Raw genomic sequence first — 22,046 nt, 5'->3', positions numbered from 1 at the left:
ACCTGATCGGCCCCAATGGTGAAAGTGAGCGGGTGCCCACTGTCATAAGAGCTATCGAACTTCGCGCCGTGATGATCCGGGGCCTTCGCGTCGTAGAGCCAACCTGTGTAGTTGACCTCGACTTCCGTGTCATCGCGCGCTGTATCGCCCGTACCTACTTTCTGGTCCATGATGCTGAGCTTGGCAACGTCATCGGCATGCGCAGTACGCAGTCCGAAAGCGCCTAGGACCAGCGCGGCGGTAACAAGAAAGACCAGCGGACGAGCCATGTAAACCCCCAGAAACGGAATGAATAATGAGACGTTAGCGCATTGTTTTATGCCGCGCAGCTGTTTGGCATCGGCACTGTGATGTGGTATCACTTACCCCATGATCATCGCCTCCCACCGCTATTACTTCTGGTTTTATGGCTATCCGAAGCCGGCGGCGGAGCATGGTGCGCGATCGTAACTAACCAGATCACCCACTTTCCTCGAAAAAGCCGCCAGCCAACCTGGCGGCTTTTTTGTTGGTCGCCGGGTCACGTAAAAAGGAGCTTTCCATGACCAGCCTCACCGACGATTTACGCATTCGCGAAATAAAAGAGCTCGCCAGTCCTGCCGACGTCATGCGGGATTGCCAGCCGCATCCCCAAGCACTTGGCACGGTCGCTGCCTCGCGCAGCGCCTTGCACCGCATTCTTCAGGGCGAAGACGATCGTCTCGCCGTCGTCATCGGGCCCTGCTCGATTCATGACACCAATGCCGCGATGGAGTACGCCCGGCGCCTCGTCGCCGAACGTGAGAGACACGCCGACACATTGGAAATCGTCATGCGCGTGTACTTTGAAAAGCCGCGCACCACGGTGGGCTGGAAGGGTTTGATCAACGATCCGGATCTCGATGAGAGTTATCACATCGATAAAGGGCTGCATCTGGCCCGTCGGCTATTGTGCGACATCAACGCGCTCGGCTTGCCGGCCGGTTGCGAGTTTCTGGATCTGATCACGCCGCAATACATTGCCGATCTCGTGGCGTGGGGTGCGATCGGTGCGCGCACGACCGAAAGTCAATCGCACCGTGAACTTGCATCGGGTTTGTCGTGCCCCGTCGGTTTCAAGAACGGAACGGATGGCAATATCAAGATTGCGGTGGACGCGGTGCTCGCAGCCGCGCAGCCGCATCATTTCATGGCCGTCACGAAGAGCGGACGCACGGCCATCGCTAGCACTCACGGCAATGAGGATTGCCACGTGATCCTGCGTGGCGGCAAGTTGCCCAATTACGATGCCGCCAACGTTGCCGCTGCATGCAGCGCACTGGCCAAAGCAGGTGTCACAGAGCGTTTGATGATCGACGCCAGCCATGCCAACAGCGGCAAGCAACCGGAGAATCAGCCCCGTGTCGTTGCCGACATTGCTGCGCAGCTCGAAGCTGGCGAAACCCGCATACAAGGCGTGATGGTCGAAAGCCATCTGGTCGCCGGAAGGCAGGATCTCGTTCCGGGATGCGAACTGACGTACGGTCGGAGCATCACCGATGGCTGCATCGGTTGGGAGACCACCGTAGAAGTGCTGGAGCGACTCGCAGAAGCCGTGCGCCGGCGTCGTCATAACCTTGCAGCACAGGCTGCTGCCTGAGTCAGTCATGGCAGCCGAACGAAGGTTGCTCTGCGGCCGATGGCGAGGCGTTCTATGCTTGTACTTTGCAACGCGCGGGAACGCATCATGACTGTGAACATCCGGCACCTGGCTTCCTCGCACCGTTTCGAAACAACGGTGGATGGCTTCACCTGTGAACTTGAGTACACCTTGCAGGGAAAGGTGATGACCATTACCCATACGGGCGTACCGTCTGAAGTGGGCGGCCGCGGCATTGCGAGCGAGCTGGTGCGCGCGGCCTATGAAGTGGCGCGGCAGGAAGGCTGGAAAGTGGTGCCAGCGTGCAGTTATGCGCGAGTGTGGAGCGAGCGTCATCCCGAATACGCGGGTCTGCGCGCATGAATGCGTCCAGCGAGGGCAAGACGCCGGGGCGATCGGTGCGTCGACGGTGGGCGCCCATTCGTTTCGTGCGGGCTCGTCCATGGCTGGCGATTTCCACTGTCGTCTTTCTGGCGGTATTCGTCACGCTGATGCTATCGCGCGTGAAGCCTCCTTCGGCGCTTTTGATCAGCTTCGATGTTGGTGTGTTGCTCTATCTCGCCATGCTGACGCGCATGTTCAATCGCGTCACCGCGGAGCACATGTGCCGGCAAGCGATGGGTCAGGATGTCGGGCGTCGCAGTACGCTCTGGATTGCGGTGGCGCTTTCGGTGGTCGTGCTGGTCGCACTATCCACCGAGCTGCACGCCGCCAAGGGTGGCGGCGCCAAGGCCATGGGTATGGCCGCGCTCAGCATCGTGCTGTCGTGGCTTTTCATGAACACGATGTATGCCTTGCACTATGCGCACGGCTACTACGGCGATTTCGGCAAGCAACACGAAGGCCTGGATTTTCCGGGCACGAAGCAGCCCGACTACTGGGACTTTGTATATTTCGCCTTCGTGATCGGCATGTGCTTTCAGGTATCCGATGTGCAGATCACCAGTCACACGCTACGGCGGACGGCATTGCTGCATAGTGTGGTGGCGTTCTTCTTCAACGTGTTTATTATCGCCATCAGCGTGAACATCGCGGCGGGGCTTGCGTAGTTGAAGGTCTTTCATCCCGGCGCAAGCCAAGATGAAAGCACATCGACTTAATCGCGAAAGTTGTCGAACTGAAGCGGAAGTTCGACCTCGGCCTTGCGCAAGACTGCCATCGCCAGCTGCAGGTCGTCGCGCTTCTTTCCGGTGATGCGCAGCTTGTCGCCATTGATCTGCGCTTCCACCTTCAATTTGGCTTCTTTCAAGGTGGCTATCAGTTTCTTGGCGACGGGCTGCTCGATGCCTTGCTTCACCGTGATCTTCTGGCGTGCACCGGCCAGGTTCACTTCCGGGTCGGCCATGTCCAGCGCGCGAGTATCGATTTTTCGCGATGCGAGACGACTGCGCAGAATGTCCATCATCTGCTGCAGCTGAAACTCACTGGGCGCGCTTTGCGTGATGACGAATTTGTCCAGCTCGAACTTGGCGTCCGTGCCTTTGAAGTCGAAGCGATTGGCGAGTTCGCGATTGGCCTGATCGACCGCGTTGGTCAATTCGTGCTTGTCGACCTCGGAGATGACATCGAAGGAAGGCATGGCCAGAGTCCTTTGCTGGGGTAGGCGGCAAGTGTAAGGCATGCATCTGTTGGATAATGCGTGGATGTGCAGTCCGGCGGCGAAAAAGGCGGTGGTCGCGTGAAAGTGGATGTCCTGGTCATCGGCGCCGGTGCTGCGGGCTTGATGTGTGCCATCACCGCGGGACAGCGCGGACGCAGCGTGTTGGTGCTCGACCATGCCAACAAGCCCGGCAAGAAGATCCTGATGTCCGGCGGTGGTCGTTGCAATTTCACCAATCTCGGCGTCACGCCAGCCCAGTACATCTCGGGCAATCCTCACTTCGCCAAATCGGCACTGGCGCGTTACACGCCATCCGATTTCATCGCATTGGTCGAAAAGCATCGCATTGCCTATCACGAAAAGGAGCTTGGGCAACTGTTCTGCGATGAGTCATCCAAATTGATTCTGCGCATGTTGCTGGACGAATGCGGGGCGGTGAATGCACGTGTCGAAATTAATTGCGGCGTGCAAAGAGTGCGCAAGACCGATGAGGGTTTCAGCGTGCTGACAGCGCGCGGCGAAGTGCATGCCGATTCGCTGGTTGTCGCCAGCGGCGGTTTGTCGATTCCGAGCATGGGTGCAAGCGGATTGGGTTACGAACTCGCGCGGCAGTTCGGGCACAACGTACTGGCGACACGCGCGGGACTCGTGCCGTTGACGTTGAGCGGCAAGCATCAAGAGCATTACGCGGATCTCGCCGGTGTTGCGTTGCCCGTTGCCGAGGCGCACGTAGGCAAGCGAAGTTTTCGCGCGGGGTTGTTGTTTACACATCGCGGCATCAGCGGGCCATGCATTCTGCAGATATCGTCTTACTGGCAGCCAGGCGACGATCTGCGCGTGGATCTTTCGCCTCAGCAATCCATCGGCGATTGGCTGATCGATCAGCGCGCAGCGCGGCCGGCGGCCGAATTTCGCAATGTCTTGGGTGATTTGTTGCCGAAACGTCTGGCGCAACGTCTTAGCGAGGTGTGGTTCGCCAGTCGCCCCATGCGCCAATATCGCGATGCCGAGCTGCGCGATATCGGCGATCAGCTGCATAACTGGCCTGTCGTCGCCAGCGGCACGGAAGGCTATCGCACGGCAGAGGTGACGCTGGGTGGCGTGGATACCGACGGTCTTTCATCTGCCACCATGCAATCCAAAGTGGTGCCTGGCCTGTATTTCATCGGCGAAGTCGTGGATGTCACCGGTTGGCTCGGTGGTTACAACTTTCAATGGGCGTGGGCTTCCGGTCATGCGGCCGGCGAGGTCGTATAGCCGTTTCGCGGCGGCTGAACATCTGTCGTGCTGAAGTGCACGTCTGCAGTGTGGAGAGTTCATCATGAAAGTTAGTTTTATCGGGCTTGGCGCAATGGGTAGTGCGATGGCCAGCAACCTTGTTGCGGCCGGGCATCAAGTCACCGTCTGGAATAGATCGCAAGCAGCGTCGGAAAAACTGGCGTCGCTGGGTGCCAAGGTTGCGAGTACGCCCGATCGCGCAGTGCAGGGCGAAGTTGTCCATAGCATGTTGTCGAACGATCAGGCAGTACGCGAGATATTTATCGATGACGGTTTGCTCGATGCGATGGACCCGGGCACCGTGCACGTCAATCACGCGACGATTTCCGTCGCACTCGCACGACAGCTTGCCGACGAACACGCAAAGCGCGGGCTCGGTTATGTGGCTGCCCCCGTATTTGGCCGACCTGACGTTGCTGCAGCGGGCAAACTCAATATCGTCGTCGCCGGGCAGGCGAGTGCAATCGAAAAAGCCAAGCCATTGCTTGAAGCGATGGCTGCAAAAATCTGGCCAATGGGCGACACGCCCGAGCGCGCCAACGTGGTGAAGCTTGCGGGTAATTTCATGCTCGTCACGGCCATCGAGAGCATGGCCGAGGCGTCGACGCTTGCTAAGGCCTATGGCGTCAGTACGCATGATTTTCTGGAGCTGATGACGAGCACATTGTTCGCCTCGCCGGTTTATCAGGGCTACGGCAAGTCGATCGCAGAACAGCGCTTTCAGCCGCCCGGGTTTGCGCTACCGCTGGGATTGAAGGACGTGATGCTGGCGCAGGACGCCGGTCACTCCGCGCAAGTGCCGCTGCCGCTGGCAGGTGTGTTGCGCGACAGTTTGCTGGAAGCTATGGCCGATGGTGCCGGATCGATGGATTTATCGGCGCTTGCACGGGTATCGGAACGTCGCGCCAATCTGGATGGACGCAAGAAAGGCGGCTAGGCAGGTCGACCTAACGACCGTTCCACTGCAGCGTGCCGTCGATCACGGTGTTGGTGCGCCCACCAATCCAGATGCTGCCATCGGCGATACGCGCGATCAGCAGCGCATCGTGGCCCATTTCGCGTCCCTGGCTTACCGAGTAACCCTGTGCGAGAGGACCGTTGGGTTCGGCATGAGCGATGTAAGCGGCGATCAACCCATTGGCCGCGCCCGACGCAGGATCTTCGACGATGCCCACGCCCGATGGAAAAGCGCGCACGACGAGCTGATAATCCGAATGCTTGCTACGCGCGAAGGCACACAAGCCCATGCTGCCACTGGCTACGGCAAGAGCACCGATCGTACTGTGGTCCGGCTGCCAGGCGCGCAAGCTCGCTTCATCCACACATTCGGCCAGCCACCAGCGGCGGCCGCCATCGACCAACGCTGGCGGCAACGTGCCAAGACTAATGCCGTTGAGCGTCGGCGCCAGGAGCGGATGCGCGTGCAGGCCTGTTTTCACTACGCGTGCGGCAGGCGATTGCAATAACAGCGTCCGTTGTGCACCACTGCCTTCCACACGTATGGGGAGCACGCCTGCGCCGCATTCCTGCCACAGCAGATCGCTCTTCGGTGTGGCCAGTCCGCATTCGAGCACTGCGTGCGCGCTGCCCACGCTGGGGTGGCCCGCAAAGGCGATTTCTTTCTGGGGGGTAAAGATGCGTACGCAATAACTGGCTTTGGGATCGCTGGGTGGAAGCAGAAAGGTTGTTTCCACCAGATCCGTCCAACGCGCGTAGCGCTGCATCTGCGCATCGCTCCATCCCGTGGCATTCGTGACCACGCCGAGGTGATTGCCTCCACCGGGACTGGCGGCGAAGACATCCAGATGCATATAGCGGACAGGGCTCATGGGGTAGGGGCTTGCAGATAAGACGTGATCGCGCATTCTAGCCGTCGACAACTTGGCCCGTGAACGTCAAGATGGCGGAATTCCAAAACATTGTCGGAATCGTCATATGCTGTTTACGCTTATTATCCTGGCCGTCACGTGCATCGTCTCGTTCATGGCTTTCAGCAACCGAAACCTGATCGATGACCTGATTCTCTGGCCGCCGGCTATCGAGCGAAAAAAGCAGTATTGGCGCCTGGTCACCTACGGGCTGATTCATGCCGATGGCATGCATCTGCTCTTCAACATGATGACGCTGTTTTTCTTCGGCAGGATCATGGAGCCTCAGGTCAATCAGTCGCTTGGCGCCTTCGGTTTCGTTCTGTTTTACGTGGGTGGTCTGGTCATTTCGATTCTGCCCACGTATCTGAAGAATCGACACAACTCCAACTATCGCAGCCTGGGGGCATCCGGCGCCGTATCCGCGGTCATGTTTGCTTTCATTTTGTATTCGCCGTGGGCCAGGATCTACGTGTATTTTTTGCCCGTGCCGGCCATCATTTATGCCGTGCTCTACGTGATCTATTCGGTCTATATGGATCGGCAGGGGCGCGGCAATATCAACCACAGTGCGCACCTGTGGGGTGCAGCGTATGGCGTGGTATTTACCGTCGTGGTGAATCCAGGCGTGCTGTCGACTTTTCTGGAACAGCTGTCGCAGCCGGGCATGTGATTTTCGGCACTTGCTCATTGCGCATACACCTTGAAGATGCGACTGTGATCCTACTCATCACCGCCGGAGTACCCACGCATGGCAACGACCCGCAAGTCTGCCGCGAAGAAGTCCGCGGCCCGTAAGGCATCCAAACGAGCCAGCTCAACCGGGAAGAAGACGGCCCGCAAGCCTGCAGCAGCTAAAAAAACCGTAAAAAGGGCCGCGGCCAGTAAGAAGGCAGCGAAGAAAACGGCGCGAAAGGCTGCAAAAAAAGTCACCAAGAAGGCTGTAAAGAAGGCCGTAAAAAAGACTTCGGCCAGCAAGCCCGTGAAGAAGACGGCGAAAAAAGCGCCCGTCAGCAAATCCGCTTCGTCCGCACCCAAGGCAAAGAGTGCGGTGAAGAAATCACCGGCAAAGAAAGCGCCTGCGAAGAAAGCAGCGGCGCCCAAGCCAGCCACGGCTGAGAAGAAGGCAGTTAGCCAGGCGGCAGCACCAGTGGTGGCCAAGTCACCCGCAGCGGCGCCGGCAAGCCCTAAGAAACCGGCCGCGCCCAAGAAGGCGAAGCCCAGCAAGCCCCAAGAATCCGCTACAACCGCTTCCACGCCAGCTGAAAACCACAATCACATCAGCCCGGAAGAAGCGGTCGCGCACATTCAGGCGTTGCTTAAAGCCAAGCAGGATCGCGTAAAGCAGGGGCCCACATGGCCTGGGGCCACGTCAGCGCCTCAGGGCGAAAATGGCGATCTGCACGGCAACGCAGGCAAGCCGTCCGCGGAAGCGGTGCACAACCACGTTGCGCACGCGCGTGGCGATCAAGGCAAGAACGGCAAAAGCTGACCGAATTTTCGTTTTGCGTTTGATATTTCGACACCGGGCCGGCCGTAAAAAGCCGGCTCGGTTGTTTTGTTGCTCAGGGCGGATTCAACGGTGCAGGATTAACGTACTAATCAGCGTCACTCGCATGGAGCCCGCGCTATGAAAATCTCAACCATCAAACACCTGTTTGCAGCCCTCGCTCTGGTCGTATTCACGGGCGCACTTTCCGGTTGTTATATCGCGCCGGGTTATAGCTATGTACAAGGCAACGGGTACGCGGGCGATGTTTACTATGGCAGCACTCCGGCGACCGGCTACTACAGTTCTTACCCTTACTACGGCTATTACCCCTACGGTTATGGATATGGGTACGGGTACGGGTACGGTTGGGGCTGCTGCTATGGGCCGGTTATTGTAGGCGGCGGGTGGGGTGGCCGTTATTACGGGCGTGGGTATTACGGGCATGGGTATTACGGCGGTGGGCATGGCGGATGGTCTGGCCACGGTGGATCGTACGGACATTCGAGTGGCGGACATTCCGGTGGCGGTGGTGGCAACGGTCATCACTGACCGGCCATCAATGTTCACAGCTAAGTCTTCCGCCAGAATGGGGGGATGACGTTTCGAATCCGCATTCTCCATTCCGGTATCCGGCTGATTGTCTACACCGTGGTGGCTGTCGTGCTCGGTGCCTGTGCCGATCTTCGTTACTACGCACATGTGACGCACGGTGAAAGTGCGTTGCTTTTGCAGCGCCGTTCCGTCAGCAAGGTGATTGCGGATTCGGCGACCGATCCAAAGCTTGCCGCACGCCTGAAGCTTTCCCAGGAAGCGCGCCAATTCGCCTCTGTGAAGCTCGATCTGCCGGATAACCGTAGCTACACCTATTACGTGCAGCTCAATCGCCCCTACGTGGTGTGGAACGTGTTCGCCACGCCGCGTTTCTCCGTGGATGCCGTGCCGCAATGTTTTCCCATTGCCGGCTGCGTGGCCTATCGCGGATGGTTTGACGAGCAGAAAGCGAAGGAAGGCGCCGAAAAGCTGAAGGCAGAGGGCTACGACGTCTACATCGGAGGCGTACCAGCGTATTCCACATTGGGTTGGTTCTCCGATCCCATCATCAGCAGCATGATGCGTTGGGATGACGACGAACTCATCGGCACGATTTTTCACGAGCTGGCCCACCAGCTTATCTACGTCAAAGACGATACGCCCTTCAACGAAAGCTACGCGATGTTCGTAGAAGACCAAGGCGTGCGCGAATGGCATCGTTCGCGCGGTGAAACCGTGGCGAATAATCATGATCAAGTCATGGATGACGGCTTCACCCAGTTGGTGCTCGATCTGCGTGAGCGTTTGAAGAAGCTCTACAAAAGCGGCGCGGATCAGGAAGCCATGGCTACTGGCAAGCAGCGCGAGATTGAAGACTTCCGCGCACGCTACGTCGTATGGCGCGACAAGAACTATCCGAACGATCACCGCTATGACGCGTGGGTCGCTCGGCCAATCAACAACGCGACCCTTCTGCCTTTCGGTTTGTATGACCAATGGGTGCAATCGTTCGCGGCGCTGTTCAAACAGGCCGGTGGTCAATGGCCGGATTTCTATGCGCGCGTGCGTGCGCTAGCGAAGCAGCCAAAAACAGAGCGCGAGAACACCTTGCGTGCGTTGCTCAAATCGCAAGAACCGTCGGCGGCCATGGCAACGGATTAATGAGCGGACTTACGCTGCGCCATGTAGTGCAGATACGCGATCACCGCATTCAGATCGGCGTCCGAGAGCGATTGCTGCGTCGGGAAGCCGGACATTTTCCCTTCAGGCCAACGCCGCAGTGACTGCGGATTGCGGATGAATGCGCGCAGCAGGGTGTCGCTCAGATATTCCGTCGGATTATGCGGGATGTTGAGATCCGGTCCCATGTGCGCATCGCCCTGGCCGTTGAGCGTGTGGCATGCAAAGCAGGTGCGCTGAAACACTGCATAACCATGCCGAATCTCGCTGTTGGCCGGGACTGATGTCGCCGGTGCAGTTGCCGGAAAGCGCGTCGCCACATCCTGCGTCGGTTGAATGCGCACGAGTTGATAGGGCCATTGCTCCGTGCCGATGGCCGCTGCCGCGGGGCGTGTCCACACGACGTAAAACGGCCCTGCATCGCCTTTATTATTGGGTAACGACGGCCACGGTTGTTTGGGATCTTCAATCGCAAGCCACGCTTCGGCGCCTTGCTGGTTGAGAAGAATGGTGGCGGGAATATCGGCAGAGAACCCGTCGCTCGCGACGAATTGCAGATGATCGCCCGGTTGCAGTCCCGCAAGGAGTGCCCGCAAGGGCACCGCTCGATAGTGCATGGTGCGGCCAAACGCCACATCGATCGGAATGGTGACGTTTTGTAAATCCGGGCGAGCCAGCAACTGCGCCGTTGTCCAAGTGCGGGTACCGTGTCCCGTATCGATGATCAAATCGGCAGCATGCAAAGGTAATGCAAGCATTAAGACGAAAAGACAAAGACTACGTACCCGCATGGCGATTTCCTGTATTAGCAAGCACTTGGATATGGGGAAATGCACATCGTATGGTTGTTGCGTAGTGTAGCTATCGGTTAGCTGAACGGAACGGGATGCGGCCTTGAACTTCATTTGCAGCGACCACACTAACTAGACGAATCGCCGTGAGGCGACAACCTAGATGGTTCAGAGCATCGAGCCATCGAGGGGCCGGTTCCTATTTACCCTCCCCCCGGAACGCGGCCTAACAAACCCCGACAGTTATTCCCCTGGCTGTCGGGGTTTTCATTTGTCTGCTGTTCACGACGGCAACTTCGGCTGGATAATGCGCGGGCACCGCACCATCGTGGGGTGTACCTCTCTCCCCGACATGGAAGTGATCCATGATCGTCAGCTCGTTGCTCGACACCGATCTCTACAAGTTCTCGATGATGCAGGTGGTATTGCATCAGTATCCCGGTGCTCACGCGGAATACCGGTTCAAATGCCGTAATCCCGGTGTGAACCTGGTGCCCTATATCGACGAAATTCGCGAGGAGCTGCACGCGCTCTGCACCCTGCGATTCACCGAGGATGAACTCGACTACCTGCGCCAGTGGCGCTTCATCAAAAGCGACTTCGTCGACTTCCTGGGATTGTTTCAACTCAACGCCAAATACGTTGATATCGCGCCTTCGCCGGAGGACAACGGCGAGATCGAGATACGCATTGTCGGACCGTGGTTGCACACCATTCTGTATGAGGTGCCGCTGCTGGCCATCGTCAACGAAGTGTATTTCCGCAACAACGCCCCGAATATGGATTTCACCGAAGGGCGCCGGCGTCTTCAGGCGAAAATAGCCATGCTTCGGGACACTCCAGGCTATGCCGAGTGCCGCATCGCTGACTACGGTACCCGCCGCCGCTTCTCGCGCGAGTGGCAGAAAGAGGTAGTGACCGCGTTGCACGAGGGATTGGGTGCGCAGCTGACTGGCACTAGCAACGTGTGGCTCGCGCGCGAAGTGGGTTTGCGCCCACTGGGCACGCTCGCACACGAATACTTGCAGGCTCATCAGGCGCTTGGCCCGCGGCTGCGCGATTCGCAAATCGCAGCGCTTGAAGCGTGGGCAAAGGAATACCGTGGTGACCTCGGCATCGCGCTATCGGATGTCTACGGACTCACCGCCTTCCTACGCGATTTCGACATGTACTTCTGCAAGCTCTTCGACGGAACGCGACACGATTCCGGCGATCCCTTTGCGTGGGGCGAGCGCGTGCTCGCACACTATGAAGCCAAACGTGTCGATCCTCGCGGCAAAGTGCTTGTCTTCAGCGACGGCCTGGATATTCCCAAGGTGATGAAGCTCTACGAACATTTCCATGGGCGCTGCCAGCTCGCCTTCGGTGTGGGTACCAATCTCACGAATGACGTTGGTCCCACGCCGTTGAATATCGTGATCAAGATGGTTCGCTGTAATGGACAGCCTGTGGCCAAGCTCAGTGATTCGCCCGGCAAGAACATGTGCGATGACAAGGCGTATATCGCTTATTTACGGCAGGTGTTCGAGATTCCGGTGACAGCGGAAATTTAGTTGGCCGCTTTGAATGGCTCAAAAAAGCCTGCAAGTGCGCAGGCTTTTTTATGAACTCTTAGAACGCCGGTAGCACCGCGCCTTTGTACTTTTCTTCAATAAATGCCTTTATCTCAGGACTGGTCAGCGCCTGTGCCAACTTTTGCACGCGCGGATCGTTTTGATTGTCCGGACGTCCCACCAGGTAATTCACATACGGTGAATTCTTGTCTTCGATCAGCAGCGCATCTTTGGTCGGATTGAGTCCGGCTGCGAGTGCGTAGTTGGTGTTGATCAAAGCCAGATCCACTTCGTCCAGCGTGCGCGGAAGCATCGCGGCTTCCAGCGGCTTGAAGGTGAGGTTCTTGGGATTGCCGACGACGTCCTTGGGCGTGGACAGTTCGTTGCTCGGATCTTTCAACGTGATCAAGCCGTTCTTGGCGAGCAGCAGCAGGGCGCGACCCTGATTGCTCGGATCGTTGGGGAGCGTCACGGTCGCGCCATTGGGCAACTGATCGATGGACTTGTATTTATGCGAGTACGCGCCGAACGGCTCGATATGCACGCCGGTGACGATCACCAGATTGGTCTTGTGCTCGCGATTGAAGGTGTCCAGATAAGGTTTGGTCTGGAAGTAGTTCAGATCGATGTTCTTTTCCTCAACCTGTGTATTGGGCTGCACGTAATCGGCAAACACCTTGATATCCAGGTCGATACCTTCCTTTGCAAGAATGGGCTTCACCTGCTTGAGAATTTCTGCATGTGGCACGGCGGTCGCAGCCACGGTAAGCGTCTGGCCGTTGGAGCCGCCGGAACCGGACGACGAGCAGCCAGCCAGCAGCAGCGTAGCGGCAAAGAAAGCCAATAGCTTTTTCATGGGGATGGGGTCCTTGTGCAATGCACAAGAATAGCCGTCCAGACGGCTGTATGCAAAGCCGCCGCCTGGAGCCGTTCAGATCGCCACGTCAGCGCTTGCTGTAATGGGCCACGATCCGATCACCGAGCATCTGCAGAAGCTGAACCAGGACGATGAGAAGTAGAACGGTGACGACCATGTAATCGGACTTGTAGCTGAGATAACCATAGCGATACGCCAGATCGCCCAAACCGCCCGCGCCGATGGCACCGCCCATGGCCGTGTAACCGACCAACGCAATCGCGGTGACCGTGACACCCGCCCACAAACTGGCGCGTGCTTCAGGCAGTAGCACGTGGCGCACGATCTGCCACGTCGTCGCGCCCATGGCTTGCGAGGCTTCAATCACGCCGTGCTCCACTTCGCGCAAGGCAGTCTCCACGAGACGCGCAAAGAAGGGCGCTGCGCCAATCACCAGCGGGGGGATCGCGCCGCGAATGCCGAGCTTTGTGCCAACCAGGAAATAAGTGACTGGCATCAGCACAATCATCAGGATGATGAATGGAATCGAGCGAAGCACATTCACGACAAGCGAAAGGCCGCCATATAGTTTCGGCATCGCGTGCAGCTGATTTTTGCCGGTAAGAAAGAGCAGCACGCCGAGCGGTAAACCGATCGCAACGGTGAGCAACAACGAGCCGCCGAGCATTAGTAAGGTGTCGATGCATGCCTGCCCCAACTCACCCCAATCGTCTATATTCGGGAAGAGGGTTTGCAGCAACGGAAGGTGTGTGGCGATCATCGTGCGAGTTCCTCCACTTCGATACCAGCGGCGCGTAGCGCTTGCAAGGCAGCGTCCACATTGGGGCCTTGCATGGCCAGGGTTAGCTGGCCGTAAGGCAGATCCTTGATGCGATCGATGCGCCCGGCAAGGATGTTGAAGTCGATGCCGGTTTCGCGCGTCACGCGCCCAAGCGTTGGCGACCATGTGGTGTCGCCACGAAACGACAAACGCATGATGCGGCCTTGTACGTTTTGATAGGGAACATTTTCGCCGGCGGCTTCCTCGGGTAATGCTTCGCGTACGAAACGCTGCGTGGTCGCATGCGTCGGGTGCAGGAAAACATCGGCGACCGTGCCTTGTTCGACAATGCGACCCGCATCCAGCACCGCAACGCGATCGCATACCCGGCGCACGACATCCATCTCGTGCGTGATCAGTACAATAGTGAGCTTCAGCTCGCGATTGATTTCCGCGAGAAGATCCAGCACGGATGCCGTGGTTTGCGGATCGAGCGCACTGGTGGCCTCGTCGCAAAGCAGAAGGGAGGGACGATTGGCCAGCGCGCGTGCAATGCCTACGCGTTGCTTCTGTCCACCCGAGAGTTGCGACGGATACTTGTTGGCGTGCGCGGTAAGGCCAACGCGTTGCAGCAGCTCGTCAACACGTGCACGGAGCACACGGGCGTCTTTCTCACCCGCGATGCGCATCGGAAAGGCAATGTTTTCCGACACGGTTTGCGACGACAGCAGATTGAAGTGCTGAAAGATCATGCCGATCTTCTGGCGCGCCGCGCGTAGCGCCGGATCGGGCAGGGCGGCTATATCGGTATCGCCGATGAGGATGCGTCCGCCGCTAGGACGCTCCAGCAGATTGATGAGCCGTATAAGCGTCGATTTTCCCGCGCCGGAATGCCCGATGATGCCGAACACCTCGCCATCGGCGATATCGAGGTCGAAGGGTTCGAGCGCCGGAACATCCTTGCCGTCGACACGGTAGGACTTGTGGACATCAACAAAGCGGATCACGGCAAATCCTGCGCGGTGGCCAGAACGCGCATTCTATGCCAGCGAGGCAGGATAGGTTTGAAGTAGACTGCCCTATGCATATCACCCGGAGCGATTAGCATGACGACGGCCTATGACTTCAGTGCACGCGATATTGATGGCACAGAGCAATCTCTCGGTGCCTGGCGCGGCAAAACCATGCTGGTGGTGAATGTCGCGTCCAAATGTGGATTTACGCCGCAATACAAGGGTCTGGAGGAGCTGTGGCGCAGCCATCGCGACGAGGGACTGGTGGTGTTGGGCTTCCCCTGCGATCAGTTCGGTCACCAGGAGCCTGGTGACGAGGCCGAAATCAGGAACTTCTGCTCCACCAGCTACGACGTCACCTTCCCGATGTTCGCCAAGATCGAGGTGAATGGTGACAACGCTCATCCGTTCTACAAATGGATGAAGAAAGAGCAAAAAGGTTTGCTTGGCAGCGAGGCGATCAAGTGGAACTTCACCAAGTTCCTGATCGATGCCGAAGGCAACGTGGTCAAGCGTTATGCGCCCACCGATACGCCGGAAAAGATCGGCAAGGATCTGCAGAAACGCTGATTGGATACGGCGGCGTTCAGCCGTGTCCCTGATACGCCGCCAGTAATTCGACAATCGCATCCAGATTGCGACTTGGACTGGGCTCGTCTGCATCTTGCACGTAATTGTTGAGCATGATGGCGAATGCCAGATGCGCACCGGATGCTGTCGTCACGTATCCGACCATGCAGCGCACATACGTCATGCTGCCCGTTTTCGCGTGCACGTTGCCCATGGCCGGCGTATCGCGCATGCGGAATTCGAGCGTGCCGTCGACGCCCGCATTTGGCAGTGCATCGCGCAAATCCGCACCGTAAGGCTGGCTGGCGAGGTAAGTGAGCAGGCGGACCATGGCGTTGGGTGTGGCCAGATCCTGTCGCGATAAACCTGCGCCTTCTTCCATCTGAGCGGTGTCGGGTGAAATGCCGATGTGATTGAGCAACTCGTGCATGGCGCGTGTTCCCCACGCTTCGGAGCTGAGGAATCCCGCATCGGGATCGCCCGCTTGCTCTGCCGCAGCTTTTTGCTTGACTCCGGCGATTTGCAGCAAGTTTTGCAGATAGAGATTCTGCGAGCGCTTCAGTCCGCGCGATAGCACTTCCATCACCGGTGGCGACAGAACCTGTGCGACGACTGTGCCTTTGTCAGGATCGACCGCGCTTTGCTGCGGCCAATGCTGCACACGAACGGTGCCATCAACGCGTATGCTGTGTCGACTCAATGCCTCTCGCAAAAGCGTTCCTGCAAACCATGCTGGATCAGCGATGGCGAGCTTGAAATTCTGCGGCTCCGAACGTTGTGCAATGGTGCCGAACGCGTAGAGCGTTGAATCGCCGGGCGCGCGATACAGATTTATGTCATTGCGGGTGCCGGTAACGATGCGATTGATGACGTGCGGCATGGACCCTCGCGGATCGAACGTCAACGATGCAGTGCCGCCCATGCCCGTTGGCGACACCGTCAGATCGACGACATTTTCCTGCACGCTCAATGCCGAAGCCGGCACCGCAAACCAGCTTTGCAGATCGCGTGCTTCCCAACCGGACCCAATGGGTGGGCCCTCGAAATAGCTATCGTCTGCGACGAGATCGCCGTGCACCTCATGCACGCCGTTGGCGGCCAATTGCGTGGCGAGCTGATCGGCCCAGTCGCTGTTGGTGCCGGGCGTATCCAAGGTCGGATCGCCCATGCCACGCAGCATCAGCGAACCATTCAGTCGTCCGTGCTCGATGGGGCCGATAGCGACAAGCTGCGTGGGAATGCGGTAATCGGGACCAAGCGTATCGAGCACGAATGCAGCGGTGTAAAGCTTGGCGGTCGAAGCCGGTTGCAGCAGGCGATCGGCATCGCGCGCGTACAGCGTGTGGCCACTGTCGAGCGAGACCACGGAAATGCCCCAGCGCGCGGAAGCAAAACGCGGCTGGTCGATTTGCGTATCGATCTCGCTAGCCAGTTGCTGTTGGGTCGCCGTGCTGACGACGGCCGAAGGGGGAGCTGCGATGCCTGTCGGCATCGTCATCACGGCTCCGATCAGCGTGCAGGTTGCACCCAATCGAAACAGGTATCGCATGGGAGGGCCTCCATGTGCGCAGTATCGCTGAAGCGGAGACGCTTCACGATAGCTTTATACGGTCAAATCCCCGCACGATGCAGGGCAGATGCAGACACAATTTCGCACGTTTCCGGCACCCATGGTGTGGGTGGTACCCTAGGCAATCCGTCGGCGAAGGCCGGCGCTTTTTACCTTTACGAGATCATCATGCAGATTGCCGACCAGACCGTTGCCTCTTTCCATTACACGCTGACCGGCGACGACGGTCAGGTCATCGACAGCTCCCAGGGCCGCGAGCCGCTGACCTATATGCAGGGCACCGGCCAGATCGTGCCGGGTCTGGAGAAGGCGATGGCCGGCCGCGTGGCTGGCGATCAGTTCAAGGTCCAGGTTGCGCCGGCAGAAGGCTATGGCGAGCATCACCCGGAACTGATGCAGGAACTCCCGCGTGAAGCCTTCCAGGGCGTGGAAGACATCCAGCCGGGCATGCAGTTTCAGGGTCATGGTCCGCAGGGCGTGATCAACGTGACGGTAACCAAGGTCGATGGCGAGAAGGTGCACATCGACGGCAACCATCCGCTCGCCGGTCAGACGCTGCATTTCGACATTGAAGTGACCGAAGTGCGCGAGGCAAGCGCGGAAGAACTTGCTCACGGCCATGTGCATGGCCCGGGTGGTCATCACCACTAAGCCGTTGATATCTGGCGCAACCCGCTGGAGGTTCCATCGGATTGCGCCATTTCAGTACCAGTCCAGCAGCGAGATACCTACGCCCACATAGGTCGCGTTGTGGTTGTAGTCGATGATGCTCTCGCCGTATCCCTTGAAGAATTCCACGTAGCCGCGCAGGTTGCGCACGATCGGGAAGCTCCACGTGAATCGTCCCGCACCGTGCTGCTCGCTGCCGCCGCGCAACGAATCGCGCAACATCAGTCCAAATTCCTGGCCATTCCATTCGTGGATGATTTGGACATCTGCGCGGCCCATGTAATTGCTGATATCCGGGTTGTTGTCGTCCGCCGCCTGCTCGGGGATGCGCCACCACGGGCGGAACACGATCGTCCAGCCGCTGCGTTCGAAGCCGATTTGTCCCATCACGCGATTCCAGCTGCGCGATAGCGGATCGGACTCACCGTTCGATTGATGATTCAAGCCAATGCTAAGCAGTCGCCCATCCCAGCCGAACACCTGGTAATCGGTGTTAAAGACCAGCATGGCTTCGGGCTCGTAATCCGTCTCGCGGAACGGACGCGATTCCTTCGAGTTGTAGACCTGCCAGTACGAATCCTGCGTATAGCCCACCCACAGATCGCCGACATCGCCGAATACACCTTGCCAGATCTTGGTTTTCAGGCTGATCTGGAACTTGCTTTCCAGGTTCTGCATCCCCAGCGGGGTTTGCACCGTGTTCACCGGATTGGGGCTGGAGGGCAGGTTGTTCTGATTGCTCGTCGCAAAAACCGGCAAGACGTAGATGGGTTTGTAGCCGCGCAGATTGAACGTGCCGAGCTTGCTGTCGGGCGATAATTCCCAGCGGCTGTCGAGCAGCGAAAGCGGCGCCGCTTTCCCATTCGGCACGGGCGTAGCGGCGATGACATTTGCTCTGGAAAACACATTCGACGGTGACGATGCCGCAGGCTCCGTGCGTTTCTGCGCGGCAGGCATCTGCGTGCGTCCCGTTGCGCGGTCGTAGCACGCCAGTCGCTGTGCATCACTCTCGATGCCCGTGCAGGCGCGAATATCCGTCGGGTTGGCGTTCTGCGCGTGGGCTGGCGAAAAGGCCGCCCCGACGCACACTCCAGCAATCAGGCGGTTGAACCACGGTCTCATGAGCGACTCCCCAGCACGCCGATCCTGCGTGTGTGGCCGCCAGTTTAATCATGTTGTATGTGGATAAATCAAAAAAAACCGGCCGTTGCGAAAGGCAACGGCCGGCAGACGCGTTTCATCACGTGTCATCGCTGCTCATCAATTCAAATTCTGCAGCCAGTGCTCGTATTGGCTCTTGGTGATGTGGTCGCTATGACCCGCGACATGGATGAAGTCATTGGCCAGCGGAGGGTAAGCCTTAGCCTGTTCCTGGGTGATCATCTTCGAACCGCCCGAAAGCTGCTCAAAGGACGGTGGCGAGGCGGTCGAAGGCACGTTGCCCGTTTTCGAGTTGACCGTCAGCTGGCCTTGCGATGAGTTGTAGGTGGCGCTGCTAGTTGTCGAGTTGCCTTGTGTAGCGACCGGGGCCCCTGAGGGCGGTTGCATGGTCGAGTTCTGGGCCGCCGCCGATGGCTGCTGCGCCGCAGAGGTTTGCGGTGCTGTTGTAGGCTGCTGCACCGTATTCTGCGGTGTTGCGGTGGGTTGCATGGTCTGGTCTTGCGCGATGACCGCGCCCGACATAAGCAGACCCGTGCTGATCATAGAAGCGAGAAGTAAGGTGCGAGGTTTCATCGTCGTAGCTCCATGCAAAAATGCCTGAACTGCCGGGGAGCTGCTTCCTGCCAATGCATGACCGTCGATAGCCCCGGCCATTTCAAGCTTGTTTCGACGTTAGCAAGTACGTTGTAAATGCCAGCACAATATATGAGTCACGATCGTGTGAAGGCGTACATCCGTTGAGCGAATCTTCATCTGGCATTCGTCCCTTGTCGCTTGTGCAGGCGCGTGCGCTGCACCTTGCAGCACAAGGTCTGTTGCAGCCATCCAAGCGGCGCGCGCGTCGGGACGACCTGTTGGCAACCATTCAGCGCATGCGCCTGTTGCAGATCGACAGCATTCATGTCGTGGCGCGAAGCCCTTATTTGGTGTTGCATGCACGCCTGGGCGATTATCCGGCCACATGGCTGGAAGAAGCGCTGGAAAAGGGCCGTATTGCAGAATGCTGGGCGCATGAAGCGTGTTTCATCACGGCATCGGATGTCGGTTTTCATCGCGCATGGCGATCGCAAGCGGAAAGCAGTCATTGGGCCGATCGTCATGCTGCGCGCACCAGAGATAGTCACGCAAAGGAGATGAAAAATCTTCTTGCACGCATTCGTGAATCGGGCCCGGTTCGCGCATCCGATTTCGAGCGCGCAGATCGCGGCGTTTCGGGCTGGTGGGAATGGAAGCCGGAAAAGAAATGGCTGGAAGCGTGGTTTGCGTCCGGTGAATTGATGGTGACGCGGCGCGAACGCTTCCAGCGCGTATACGATCTGGCCGAACGTGTGCTTGCCAAGCTTGATCCACCTTACGATGAAGTGGCCTATGCATTGTCGCCATCGGATTTACGCAAACGCTTTGTCCTTGAGAGCGTGCGCGCACTTGGCATCACCCAGGCACGATGGATTGCGGACTACTTTCGCCTGAAACCCTCGGTGGATGATCGCGAACTTGCTGCGCTGGTTGCGTCGGGTGAGTTGCTGAGTGTGCAGGTATCCGGTTGGGACAGCCTCGCCTATGTGCATGCCGATCATGCCGAGCTATTGGACAAGGCACGCCTCGGACGTTTGCGTGCAACGCATACGACCCTGCTTTCGCCATTCGACCCGATCGTGTGGGATCGCGCGCGTTTGCGTGGGATGTTCGGCTTCGACTACACCATCGAATGCTACCTGCCAGAAGCAAAGCGCCAGTACGGCTACTACGTGCTGCCTCTGCTTCATCGTGGTCGACTGGTGGGACGTGTCGATGCCAAGGCGCATCGCGGTGATGGCGTGTTCGAAATCAAGGCACTTTTCCTTGAGCAGGACATCGACCCGTCCGAGCGCATGCTCGAGGAAATTGCACAGGCCATTGCCGCAACGGCTGCGTGGCATGGCACGCCAAAGGTTCGGCTCGGACGGTGCCGGCCAGCACACGTTGCAAGTGCGCTGCGTGCGCGGTGGCGCGCCTAAGGAGTTGGGTTCAATGTGGAGCGGTTGTGGTCCTGGCGGCTTGCGTTGCGCAGGAGCGTCCGTTCAACGCAGCAGTCATCTGTTGCGTCAGGCCTACGCAGCGATCATTGAGATAGGGCCGCACCAGTGGATCGTTTGCGTCGTGCTGCAGGCTCTGCGTCATCGTCTGATAGTGCGTCTGCAGCGTTGCGTCGTTGTACGTGCCCGCAGCACGATGGCAGGTCAGATAGCTATTCAAATAGGCGTCACAGGTGGAAATTCCCGTGATAACGGCCTGCTTGTACGGCGGGGTGGGAGGCGGTGTAGGGTTCTTACGGACGGTGTGGCTACACCCTCCCATCAGCAGCCCGGCGGCGAGGCAAGCCCACCGGCACGCGTAAGAAAGACGAAAGATACCTGTCGAATTAGCCGCTTCCATGGATGCTATTTTTTGAGCTCGAATTGAGCATGGCTAGCATAGCGCGAGCCTTAAAGTGCGTCTTTCTTGAACATGTATTCGCGTTATGCCGGTATTTGCAGGTATGATGGCGGGACTGTGTTTGCCGGGGTCACCAGAGTTTCGTGACCCGATGCAGCCGATTACGATCTGCCTCATCGCTCACCCCTAGGGTTTTCCTTAGCACACCAGTAAGCCGGCTCCCGTATGCGGGAGATCGAGTCTCTTTTTGAAAATCCTAGTTTTGGAGTGTGTTTCATGTCTGATCGTCAGATCGGTACCGTCAAGTGGTTCAACGATGCCAAGGGTTTCGGCTTTATCAGCCGCGACAATGGCCCGGATGTTTTCGTGCACTTCCGCGCGATCCAGGGCAATGGCTTCAAGAGCCTGCAAGAAGGCCAGAAGGTCAGCTTCAAGGTTGTGCAGGGCCAGAAGGGTCTGCAGGCTGATGAAGTCGTTCCGGCCTAATTGCCTTATAGATCGATATAGATCGATTTAAATAAAAAAGCCGGGCTTAATGCCCGGCTTTTTTATTGGGAAATAAGCTGATTTTGGCTTATTCCAATTGTGAGCTCTCATGTGAAATTTTCATCACATATCGATTCACAAAAATCATTATCCTCACGCCACTGTGTTTGCTTGGTAACCCGCGTGTCCCGATGCGGACTTATCCGTATCGCTTCATTCGATTTTCAGCATACCCAGTAAGCCGTCGGCCCGGGCGGGTCGACTGGTCTCAGAGTCAAACGCTCGAACGAATGGAGTGAATCATGTCGGATCGTGAGGTAGGCACAGTCAAGTGGTTCAACGACGCTAAAGGCTTCGGTTTTATCAGCCGCGAGAATGGCCCCGACGTCTTCGTGCATTTCCGTGCAATCACAGGGACGGGTTTCAAAAGCCTGAAAGAGGGGCAGAAGGTGAGTTTCAAGGTTGTGCAGGGACAGAAGGGCTTGCAGGCCGACGAAGTCGCGCCAGCTTGAGCCATTGGCAATAACTCTATTGATCAAAAGGCCGGCATTTGCCGGCCTTTTTGTATCTGTCATGCGCATTGATTAACCTGCACCGATGTCTGCATTAGTCACA

The 22,046-nt window shown here is 58.0% G+C and carries 27 protein-coding genes; 15 read left to right on the top strand and 12 right to left on the bottom strand.

The genetic code is table 11. The features are described from left to right. Positions 1-269, bottom strand: a 269-nt coding sequence (locus VK725_RS01670) for an FKBP-type peptidyl-prolyl cis-trans isomerase (RefSeq protein ID WP_325316324.1), incomplete at its 3' end; no start/stop codon positions are given. Between the two features lie 272 nt (positions 270-541). On the opposite strand from VK725_RS01670, the gene VK725_RS01665 reads away from it, so the two are divergent. The 3 genes from VK725_RS01665 to VK725_RS01655 all read left to right on the top strand — a co-directional run bounded on the left by VK725_RS01665 (position 542) and on the right by VK725_RS01655 (position 2,667). Next, entirely contained in the window at positions 542-1,618 is a 1,077-nt protein-coding gene (locus tag VK725_RS01665) for a 3-deoxy-7-phosphoheptulonate synthase (protein ID WP_325316323.1), read from the top strand. A gap of 87 nt (positions 1,619-1,705) precedes the next feature. Beyond that, positions 1,706-1,981, top strand: coding sequence for a GNAT family N-acetyltransferase (locus tag VK725_RS01660; protein WP_325316322.1), 276 nt, complete (start codon positions 1,706-1,708; stop codon positions 1,979-1,981). Then, the gene (locus VK725_RS01655) at positions 1,978-2,667 is read left to right on the top strand and encodes a DUF1345 domain-containing protein (protein ID WP_325316321.1); all 690 of its coding nucleotides are present in this window, start codon (positions 1,978-1,980) and stop codon (positions 2,665-2,667) included. Before VK725_RS01660 ends, VK725_RS01655 begins: the two co-directional genes overlap by 4 nt. A 47-nt stretch (positions 2,668-2,714) precedes the next feature. Here the strand turns inward: VK725_RS01655 and VK725_RS01650 are convergent, their stop codons facing one another. After that, a complete protein-coding gene (locus VK725_RS01650) occupies positions 2,715-3,197 on the bottom strand; it encodes a YajQ family cyclic di-GMP-binding protein (RefSeq protein ID WP_325316320.1) in 483 nt (160 codons plus the stop codon). A gap of 99 nt (positions 3,198-3,296) precedes the next feature. Between VK725_RS01650 and VK725_RS01645 the strand changes: the two genes are divergently transcribed. Continuing rightward, positions 3,297-4,475 (top strand): NAD(P)/FAD-dependent oxidoreductase, encoded by a 1,179-nt coding sequence (locus tag VK725_RS01645; RefSeq protein ID WP_325316328.1) that lies wholly within the window; start codon positions 3,297-3,299, stop codon positions 4,473-4,475. Positions 4,476-4,539: 64 nt separating this feature from the next. Further along, complete coding sequence (locus VK725_RS01640; RefSeq protein WP_325316319.1) at positions 4,540-5,433, top strand: NAD(P)-dependent oxidoreductase; 894 nt, start codon at positions 4,540-4,542, stop codon at positions 5,431-5,433. Positions 5,434-5,443: 10 nt separating this feature from the next. Here the strand turns inward: VK725_RS01640 and VK725_RS01635 are convergent, their stop codons facing one another. Next, positions 5,444-6,325 carry a PhzF family phenazine biosynthesis protein gene (locus VK725_RS01635; RefSeq protein ID WP_325316318.1) on the bottom strand — a complete coding sequence of 294 codons (882 nt, stop codon included), beginning with the start codon at positions 6,323-6,325 and terminating at the stop codon, positions 5,444-5,446. Positions 6,326-6,434: 109 nt separating this feature from the next. Here VK725_RS01635 and VK725_RS01630 point away from each other — a divergent pair, with 109 nt between their 5' ends. Continuing rightward, positions 6,435-7,037, top strand: a complete 603-nt coding sequence (locus VK725_RS01630; RefSeq protein ID WP_325316327.1) for a rhomboid family intramembrane serine protease — start codon at positions 6,435-6,437, stop codon at positions 7,035-7,037. A 50-nt stretch (positions 7,038-7,087) separates the two neighbouring features. On the opposite strand, the gene VK725_RS01625 is transcribed toward VK725_RS01630, so the two are convergent. Next, entirely contained in the window at positions 7,088-7,525 is a 438-nt protein-coding gene (locus VK725_RS01625) for a hypothetical protein (RefSeq protein WP_325316317.1), read from the bottom strand. Here VK725_RS01625 and VK725_RS01620 point away from each other — a divergent pair. The 3 genes from VK725_RS01620 (at position 7,518) to VK725_RS01610 (ending at position 9,548) form a co-directional block, all read left to right on the top strand. Continuing rightward, complete coding sequence (locus VK725_RS01620; protein ID WP_325316316.1) at positions 7,518-7,856, top strand: hypothetical protein; 339 nt, start codon at positions 7,518-7,520, stop codon at positions 7,854-7,856. The two genes, VK725_RS01625 and VK725_RS01620, sit on opposite strands and share 8 nt — an antisense overlap. Before the next feature lie 138 nt (positions 7,857-7,994). After that, positions 7,995-8,405 (top strand): hypothetical protein, encoded by a 411-nt coding sequence (locus tag VK725_RS01615; protein ID WP_325316315.1) that lies wholly within the window; start codon positions 7,995-7,997, stop codon positions 8,403-8,405. Positions 8,406-8,450: 45 nt separating this feature from the next. Further along, positions 8,451-9,548 carry an aminopeptidase gene (locus tag VK725_RS01610; protein WP_325316314.1) on the top strand — a complete coding sequence of 366 codons (1,098 nt, stop codon included), beginning with the start codon at positions 8,451-8,453 and terminating at the stop codon, positions 9,546-9,548. Here VK725_RS01610 and VK725_RS01605 read toward each other — a convergent pair. Beyond that, positions 9,545-10,357, bottom strand: coding sequence for a cytochrome c (locus VK725_RS01605; protein ID WP_325316313.1), 813 nt, complete (start codon positions 10,355-10,357; stop codon positions 9,545-9,547). The two genes, VK725_RS01610 and VK725_RS01605, sit on opposite strands and share 4 nt — an antisense overlap. A 365-nt stretch (positions 10,358-10,722) precedes the next feature. On the opposite strand from VK725_RS01605, the gene pncB reads away from it, so the two are divergent. Then, positions 10,723-11,910 carry a nicotinate phosphoribosyltransferase gene (gene pncB, locus VK725_RS01600; RefSeq protein WP_325316312.1) on the top strand — a complete coding sequence of 396 codons (1,188 nt, stop codon included), beginning with the start codon at positions 10,723-10,725 and terminating at the stop codon, positions 11,908-11,910. Between the two features lie 58 nt (positions 11,911-11,968). Here the strand turns inward: pncB and VK725_RS01595 are convergent, their stop codons facing one another. The 3 genes from VK725_RS01595 to VK725_RS01585 form a co-directional block, all read right to left on the bottom strand. Beyond that, positions 11,969-12,766 (bottom strand): MetQ/NlpA family ABC transporter substrate-binding protein, encoded by a 798-nt coding sequence (locus VK725_RS01595; RefSeq protein WP_325316311.1) that lies wholly within the window; start codon positions 12,764-12,766, stop codon positions 11,969-11,971. Positions 12,767-12,854: 88 nt separating this feature from the next. Continuing rightward, complete coding sequence (locus VK725_RS01590; RefSeq protein WP_325316310.1) at positions 12,855-13,547, bottom strand: methionine ABC transporter permease; 693 nt, start codon at positions 13,545-13,547, stop codon at positions 12,855-12,857. Next, the gene (locus VK725_RS01585; protein WP_325316309.1) at positions 13,544-14,554 is read right to left on the bottom strand and encodes a methionine ABC transporter ATP-binding protein; all 1,011 of its coding nucleotides are present in this window, start codon (positions 14,552-14,554) and stop codon (positions 13,544-13,546) included. The genes VK725_RS01590 and VK725_RS01585 overlap by 4 nt, the downstream gene beginning before the upstream one ends. Positions 14,555-14,653: 99 nt before the next feature. On the opposite strand from VK725_RS01585, the gene VK725_RS01580 reads away from it, so the two are divergent. Further along, a complete protein-coding gene (locus VK725_RS01580) occupies positions 14,654-15,130 on the top strand; it encodes a glutathione peroxidase (RefSeq protein WP_325316308.1) in 477 nt (158 codons plus the stop codon). A gap of 16 nt (positions 15,131-15,146) precedes the next feature. Here the strand turns inward: VK725_RS01580 and dacB are convergent, their stop codons facing one another. After that, complete coding sequence (dacB, locus tag VK725_RS01575) at positions 15,147-16,679, bottom strand: D-alanyl-D-alanine carboxypeptidase/D-alanyl-D-alanine endopeptidase (RefSeq protein ID WP_325316307.1); 1,533 nt, start codon at positions 16,677-16,679, stop codon at positions 15,147-15,149. A 189-nt stretch (positions 16,680-16,868) separates the two neighbouring features. Here dacB and VK725_RS01570 point away from each other — a divergent pair, with 189 nt between their 5' ends. Then, entirely contained in the window at positions 16,869-17,351 is a 483-nt protein-coding gene (locus VK725_RS01570; RefSeq protein ID WP_325316306.1) for a peptidylprolyl isomerase, read from the top strand. Positions 17,352-17,402: 51 nt separating this feature from the next. Here VK725_RS01570 and VK725_RS01565 read toward each other — a convergent pair whose 3' ends face one another. Together VK725_RS01565 and VK725_RS01560 are read right to left on the bottom strand one after the other, a co-directional pair. Further along, entirely contained in the window at positions 17,403-18,491 is a 1,089-nt protein-coding gene (locus tag VK725_RS01565) for a phospholipase A (RefSeq protein ID WP_325316305.1), read from the bottom strand. A gap of 138 nt (positions 18,492-18,629) precedes the next feature. After that, positions 18,630-19,103: a hypothetical protein gene (locus VK725_RS01560; protein WP_325316304.1), complete on the bottom strand. Its 474-nt coding sequence runs from the start codon at positions 19,101-19,103 to the stop codon at positions 18,630-18,632. 164 nt (positions 19,104-19,267) lie between these two features. Between VK725_RS01560 and VK725_RS01555 the strand changes: the two genes are divergently transcribed. Then, the gene (locus tag VK725_RS01555) at positions 19,268-20,527 is read left to right on the top strand and encodes a winged helix-turn-helix domain-containing protein (RefSeq protein WP_325316303.1); all 1,260 of its coding nucleotides are present in this window, start codon (positions 19,268-19,270) and stop codon (positions 20,525-20,527) included. A gap of 10 nt (positions 20,528-20,537) precedes the next feature. Here the strand turns inward: VK725_RS01555 and VK725_RS01550 are convergent, their stop codons facing one another. After that, the gene (locus VK725_RS01550; RefSeq protein WP_325316302.1) at positions 20,538-20,765 is read right to left on the bottom strand and encodes a hypothetical protein; all 228 of its coding nucleotides are present in this window, start codon (positions 20,763-20,765) and stop codon (positions 20,538-20,540) included. A gap of 456 nt (positions 20,766-21,221) precedes the next feature. On the opposite strand from VK725_RS01550, the gene VK725_RS01545 reads away from it, so the two are divergent. Together VK725_RS01545 and VK725_RS01540 are read left to right on the top strand one after the other, a co-directional pair. Continuing rightward, positions 21,222-21,431 carry a cold-shock protein gene (locus tag VK725_RS01545; RefSeq protein ID WP_126671911.1) on the top strand — a complete coding sequence of 70 codons (210 nt, stop codon included), beginning with the start codon at positions 21,222-21,224 and terminating at the stop codon, positions 21,429-21,431. Positions 21,432-21,733: 302 nt separating this feature from the next. Next, the gene (locus VK725_RS01540) at positions 21,734-21,943 is read left to right on the top strand and encodes a cold-shock protein (protein ID WP_126671912.1); all 210 of its coding nucleotides are present in this window, start codon (positions 21,734-21,736) and stop codon (positions 21,941-21,943) included. The last annotated feature ends 103 nt before the right edge of the window (positions 21,944-22,046 follow it).

The organism is Dyella sp. (assembly GCF_035486915.1).
Taxonomy (GTDB): domain Bacteria; phylum Pseudomonadota; class Gammaproteobacteria; order Xanthomonadales; family Rhodanobacteraceae; genus Dyella_B.
The sequence above is the reverse complement of the archived record's forward strand: the minus strand, read 5'-3'. Positions and strand labels throughout refer to the sequence as shown.

Coding starts and splice junctions, on each gene's coding strand:
- VK725_RS01655 (WP_325316321.1), top strand. CDS start 1,978: ATGAATGCGTCCAGCGAGGGCAAGACGCCGGGGCGATCGGTGCGTCGA.
- pncB (WP_325316312.1), top strand. CDS start 10,723: ATGATCGTCAGCTCGTTGCTCGACACCGATCTCTACAAGTTCTCGATG.
- VK725_RS01665 (WP_325316323.1), top strand. CDS start 542: ATGACCAGCCTCACCGACGATTTACGCATTCGCGAAATAAAAGAGCTC.
- dacB (WP_325316307.1), bottom strand. CDS start 16,679: ATGCGATACCTGTTTCGATTGGGTGCAACCTGCACGCTGATCGGAGCC.
- VK725_RS01595 (WP_325316311.1), bottom strand. CDS start 12,766: ATGAAAAAGCTATTGGCTTTCTTTGCCGCTACGCTGCTGCTGGCTGGC.
- VK725_RS01615 (WP_325316315.1), top strand. CDS start 7,995: ATGAAAATCTCAACCATCAAACACCTGTTTGCAGCCCTCGCTCTGGTC.
- VK725_RS01605 (WP_325316313.1), bottom strand. CDS start 10,357: ATGCGGGTACGTAGTCTTTGTCTTTTCGTCTTAATGCTTGCATTACCT.
- VK725_RS01635 (WP_325316318.1), bottom strand. CDS start 6,325: ATGAGCCCTGTCCGCTATATGCATCTGGATGTCTTCGCCGCCAGTCCC.
- VK725_RS01590 (WP_325316310.1), bottom strand. CDS start 13,547: ATGATCGCCACACACCTTCCGTTGCTGCAAACCCTCTTCCCGAATATA.
- VK725_RS01560 (WP_325316304.1), bottom strand. CDS start 19,103: ATGAAACCTCGCACCTTACTTCTCGCTTCTATGATCAGCACGGGTCTG.
- VK725_RS01650 (WP_325316320.1), bottom strand. CDS start 3,197: ATGCCTTCCTTCGATGTCATCTCCGAGGTCGACAAGCACGAATTGACC.
- VK725_RS01545 (WP_126671911.1), top strand. CDS start 21,222: ATGTCTGATCGTCAGATCGGTACCGTCAAGTGGTTCAACGATGCCAAG.
- VK725_RS01540 (WP_126671912.1), top strand. CDS start 21,734: ATGTCGGATCGTGAGGTAGGCACAGTCAAGTGGTTCAACGACGCTAAA.
- VK725_RS01580 (WP_325316308.1), top strand. CDS start 14,654: ATGACGACGGCCTATGACTTCAGTGCACGCGATATTGATGGCACAGAG.
- VK725_RS01660 (WP_325316322.1), top strand. CDS start 1,706: ATGACTGTGAACATCCGGCACCTGGCTTCCTCGCACCGTTTCGAAACA.
- VK725_RS01640 (WP_325316319.1), top strand. CDS start 4,540: ATGAAAGTTAGTTTTATCGGGCTTGGCGCAATGGGTAGTGCGATGGCC.
- VK725_RS01570 (WP_325316306.1), top strand. CDS start 16,869: ATGCAGATTGCCGACCAGACCGTTGCCTCTTTCCATTACACGCTGACC.
- VK725_RS01610 (WP_325316314.1), top strand. CDS start 8,451: ATGACGTTTCGAATCCGCATTCTCCATTCCGGTATCCGGCTGATTGTC.
- VK725_RS01565 (WP_325316305.1), bottom strand. CDS start 18,491: ATGAGACCGTGGTTCAACCGCCTGATTGCTGGAGTGTGCGTCGGGGCG.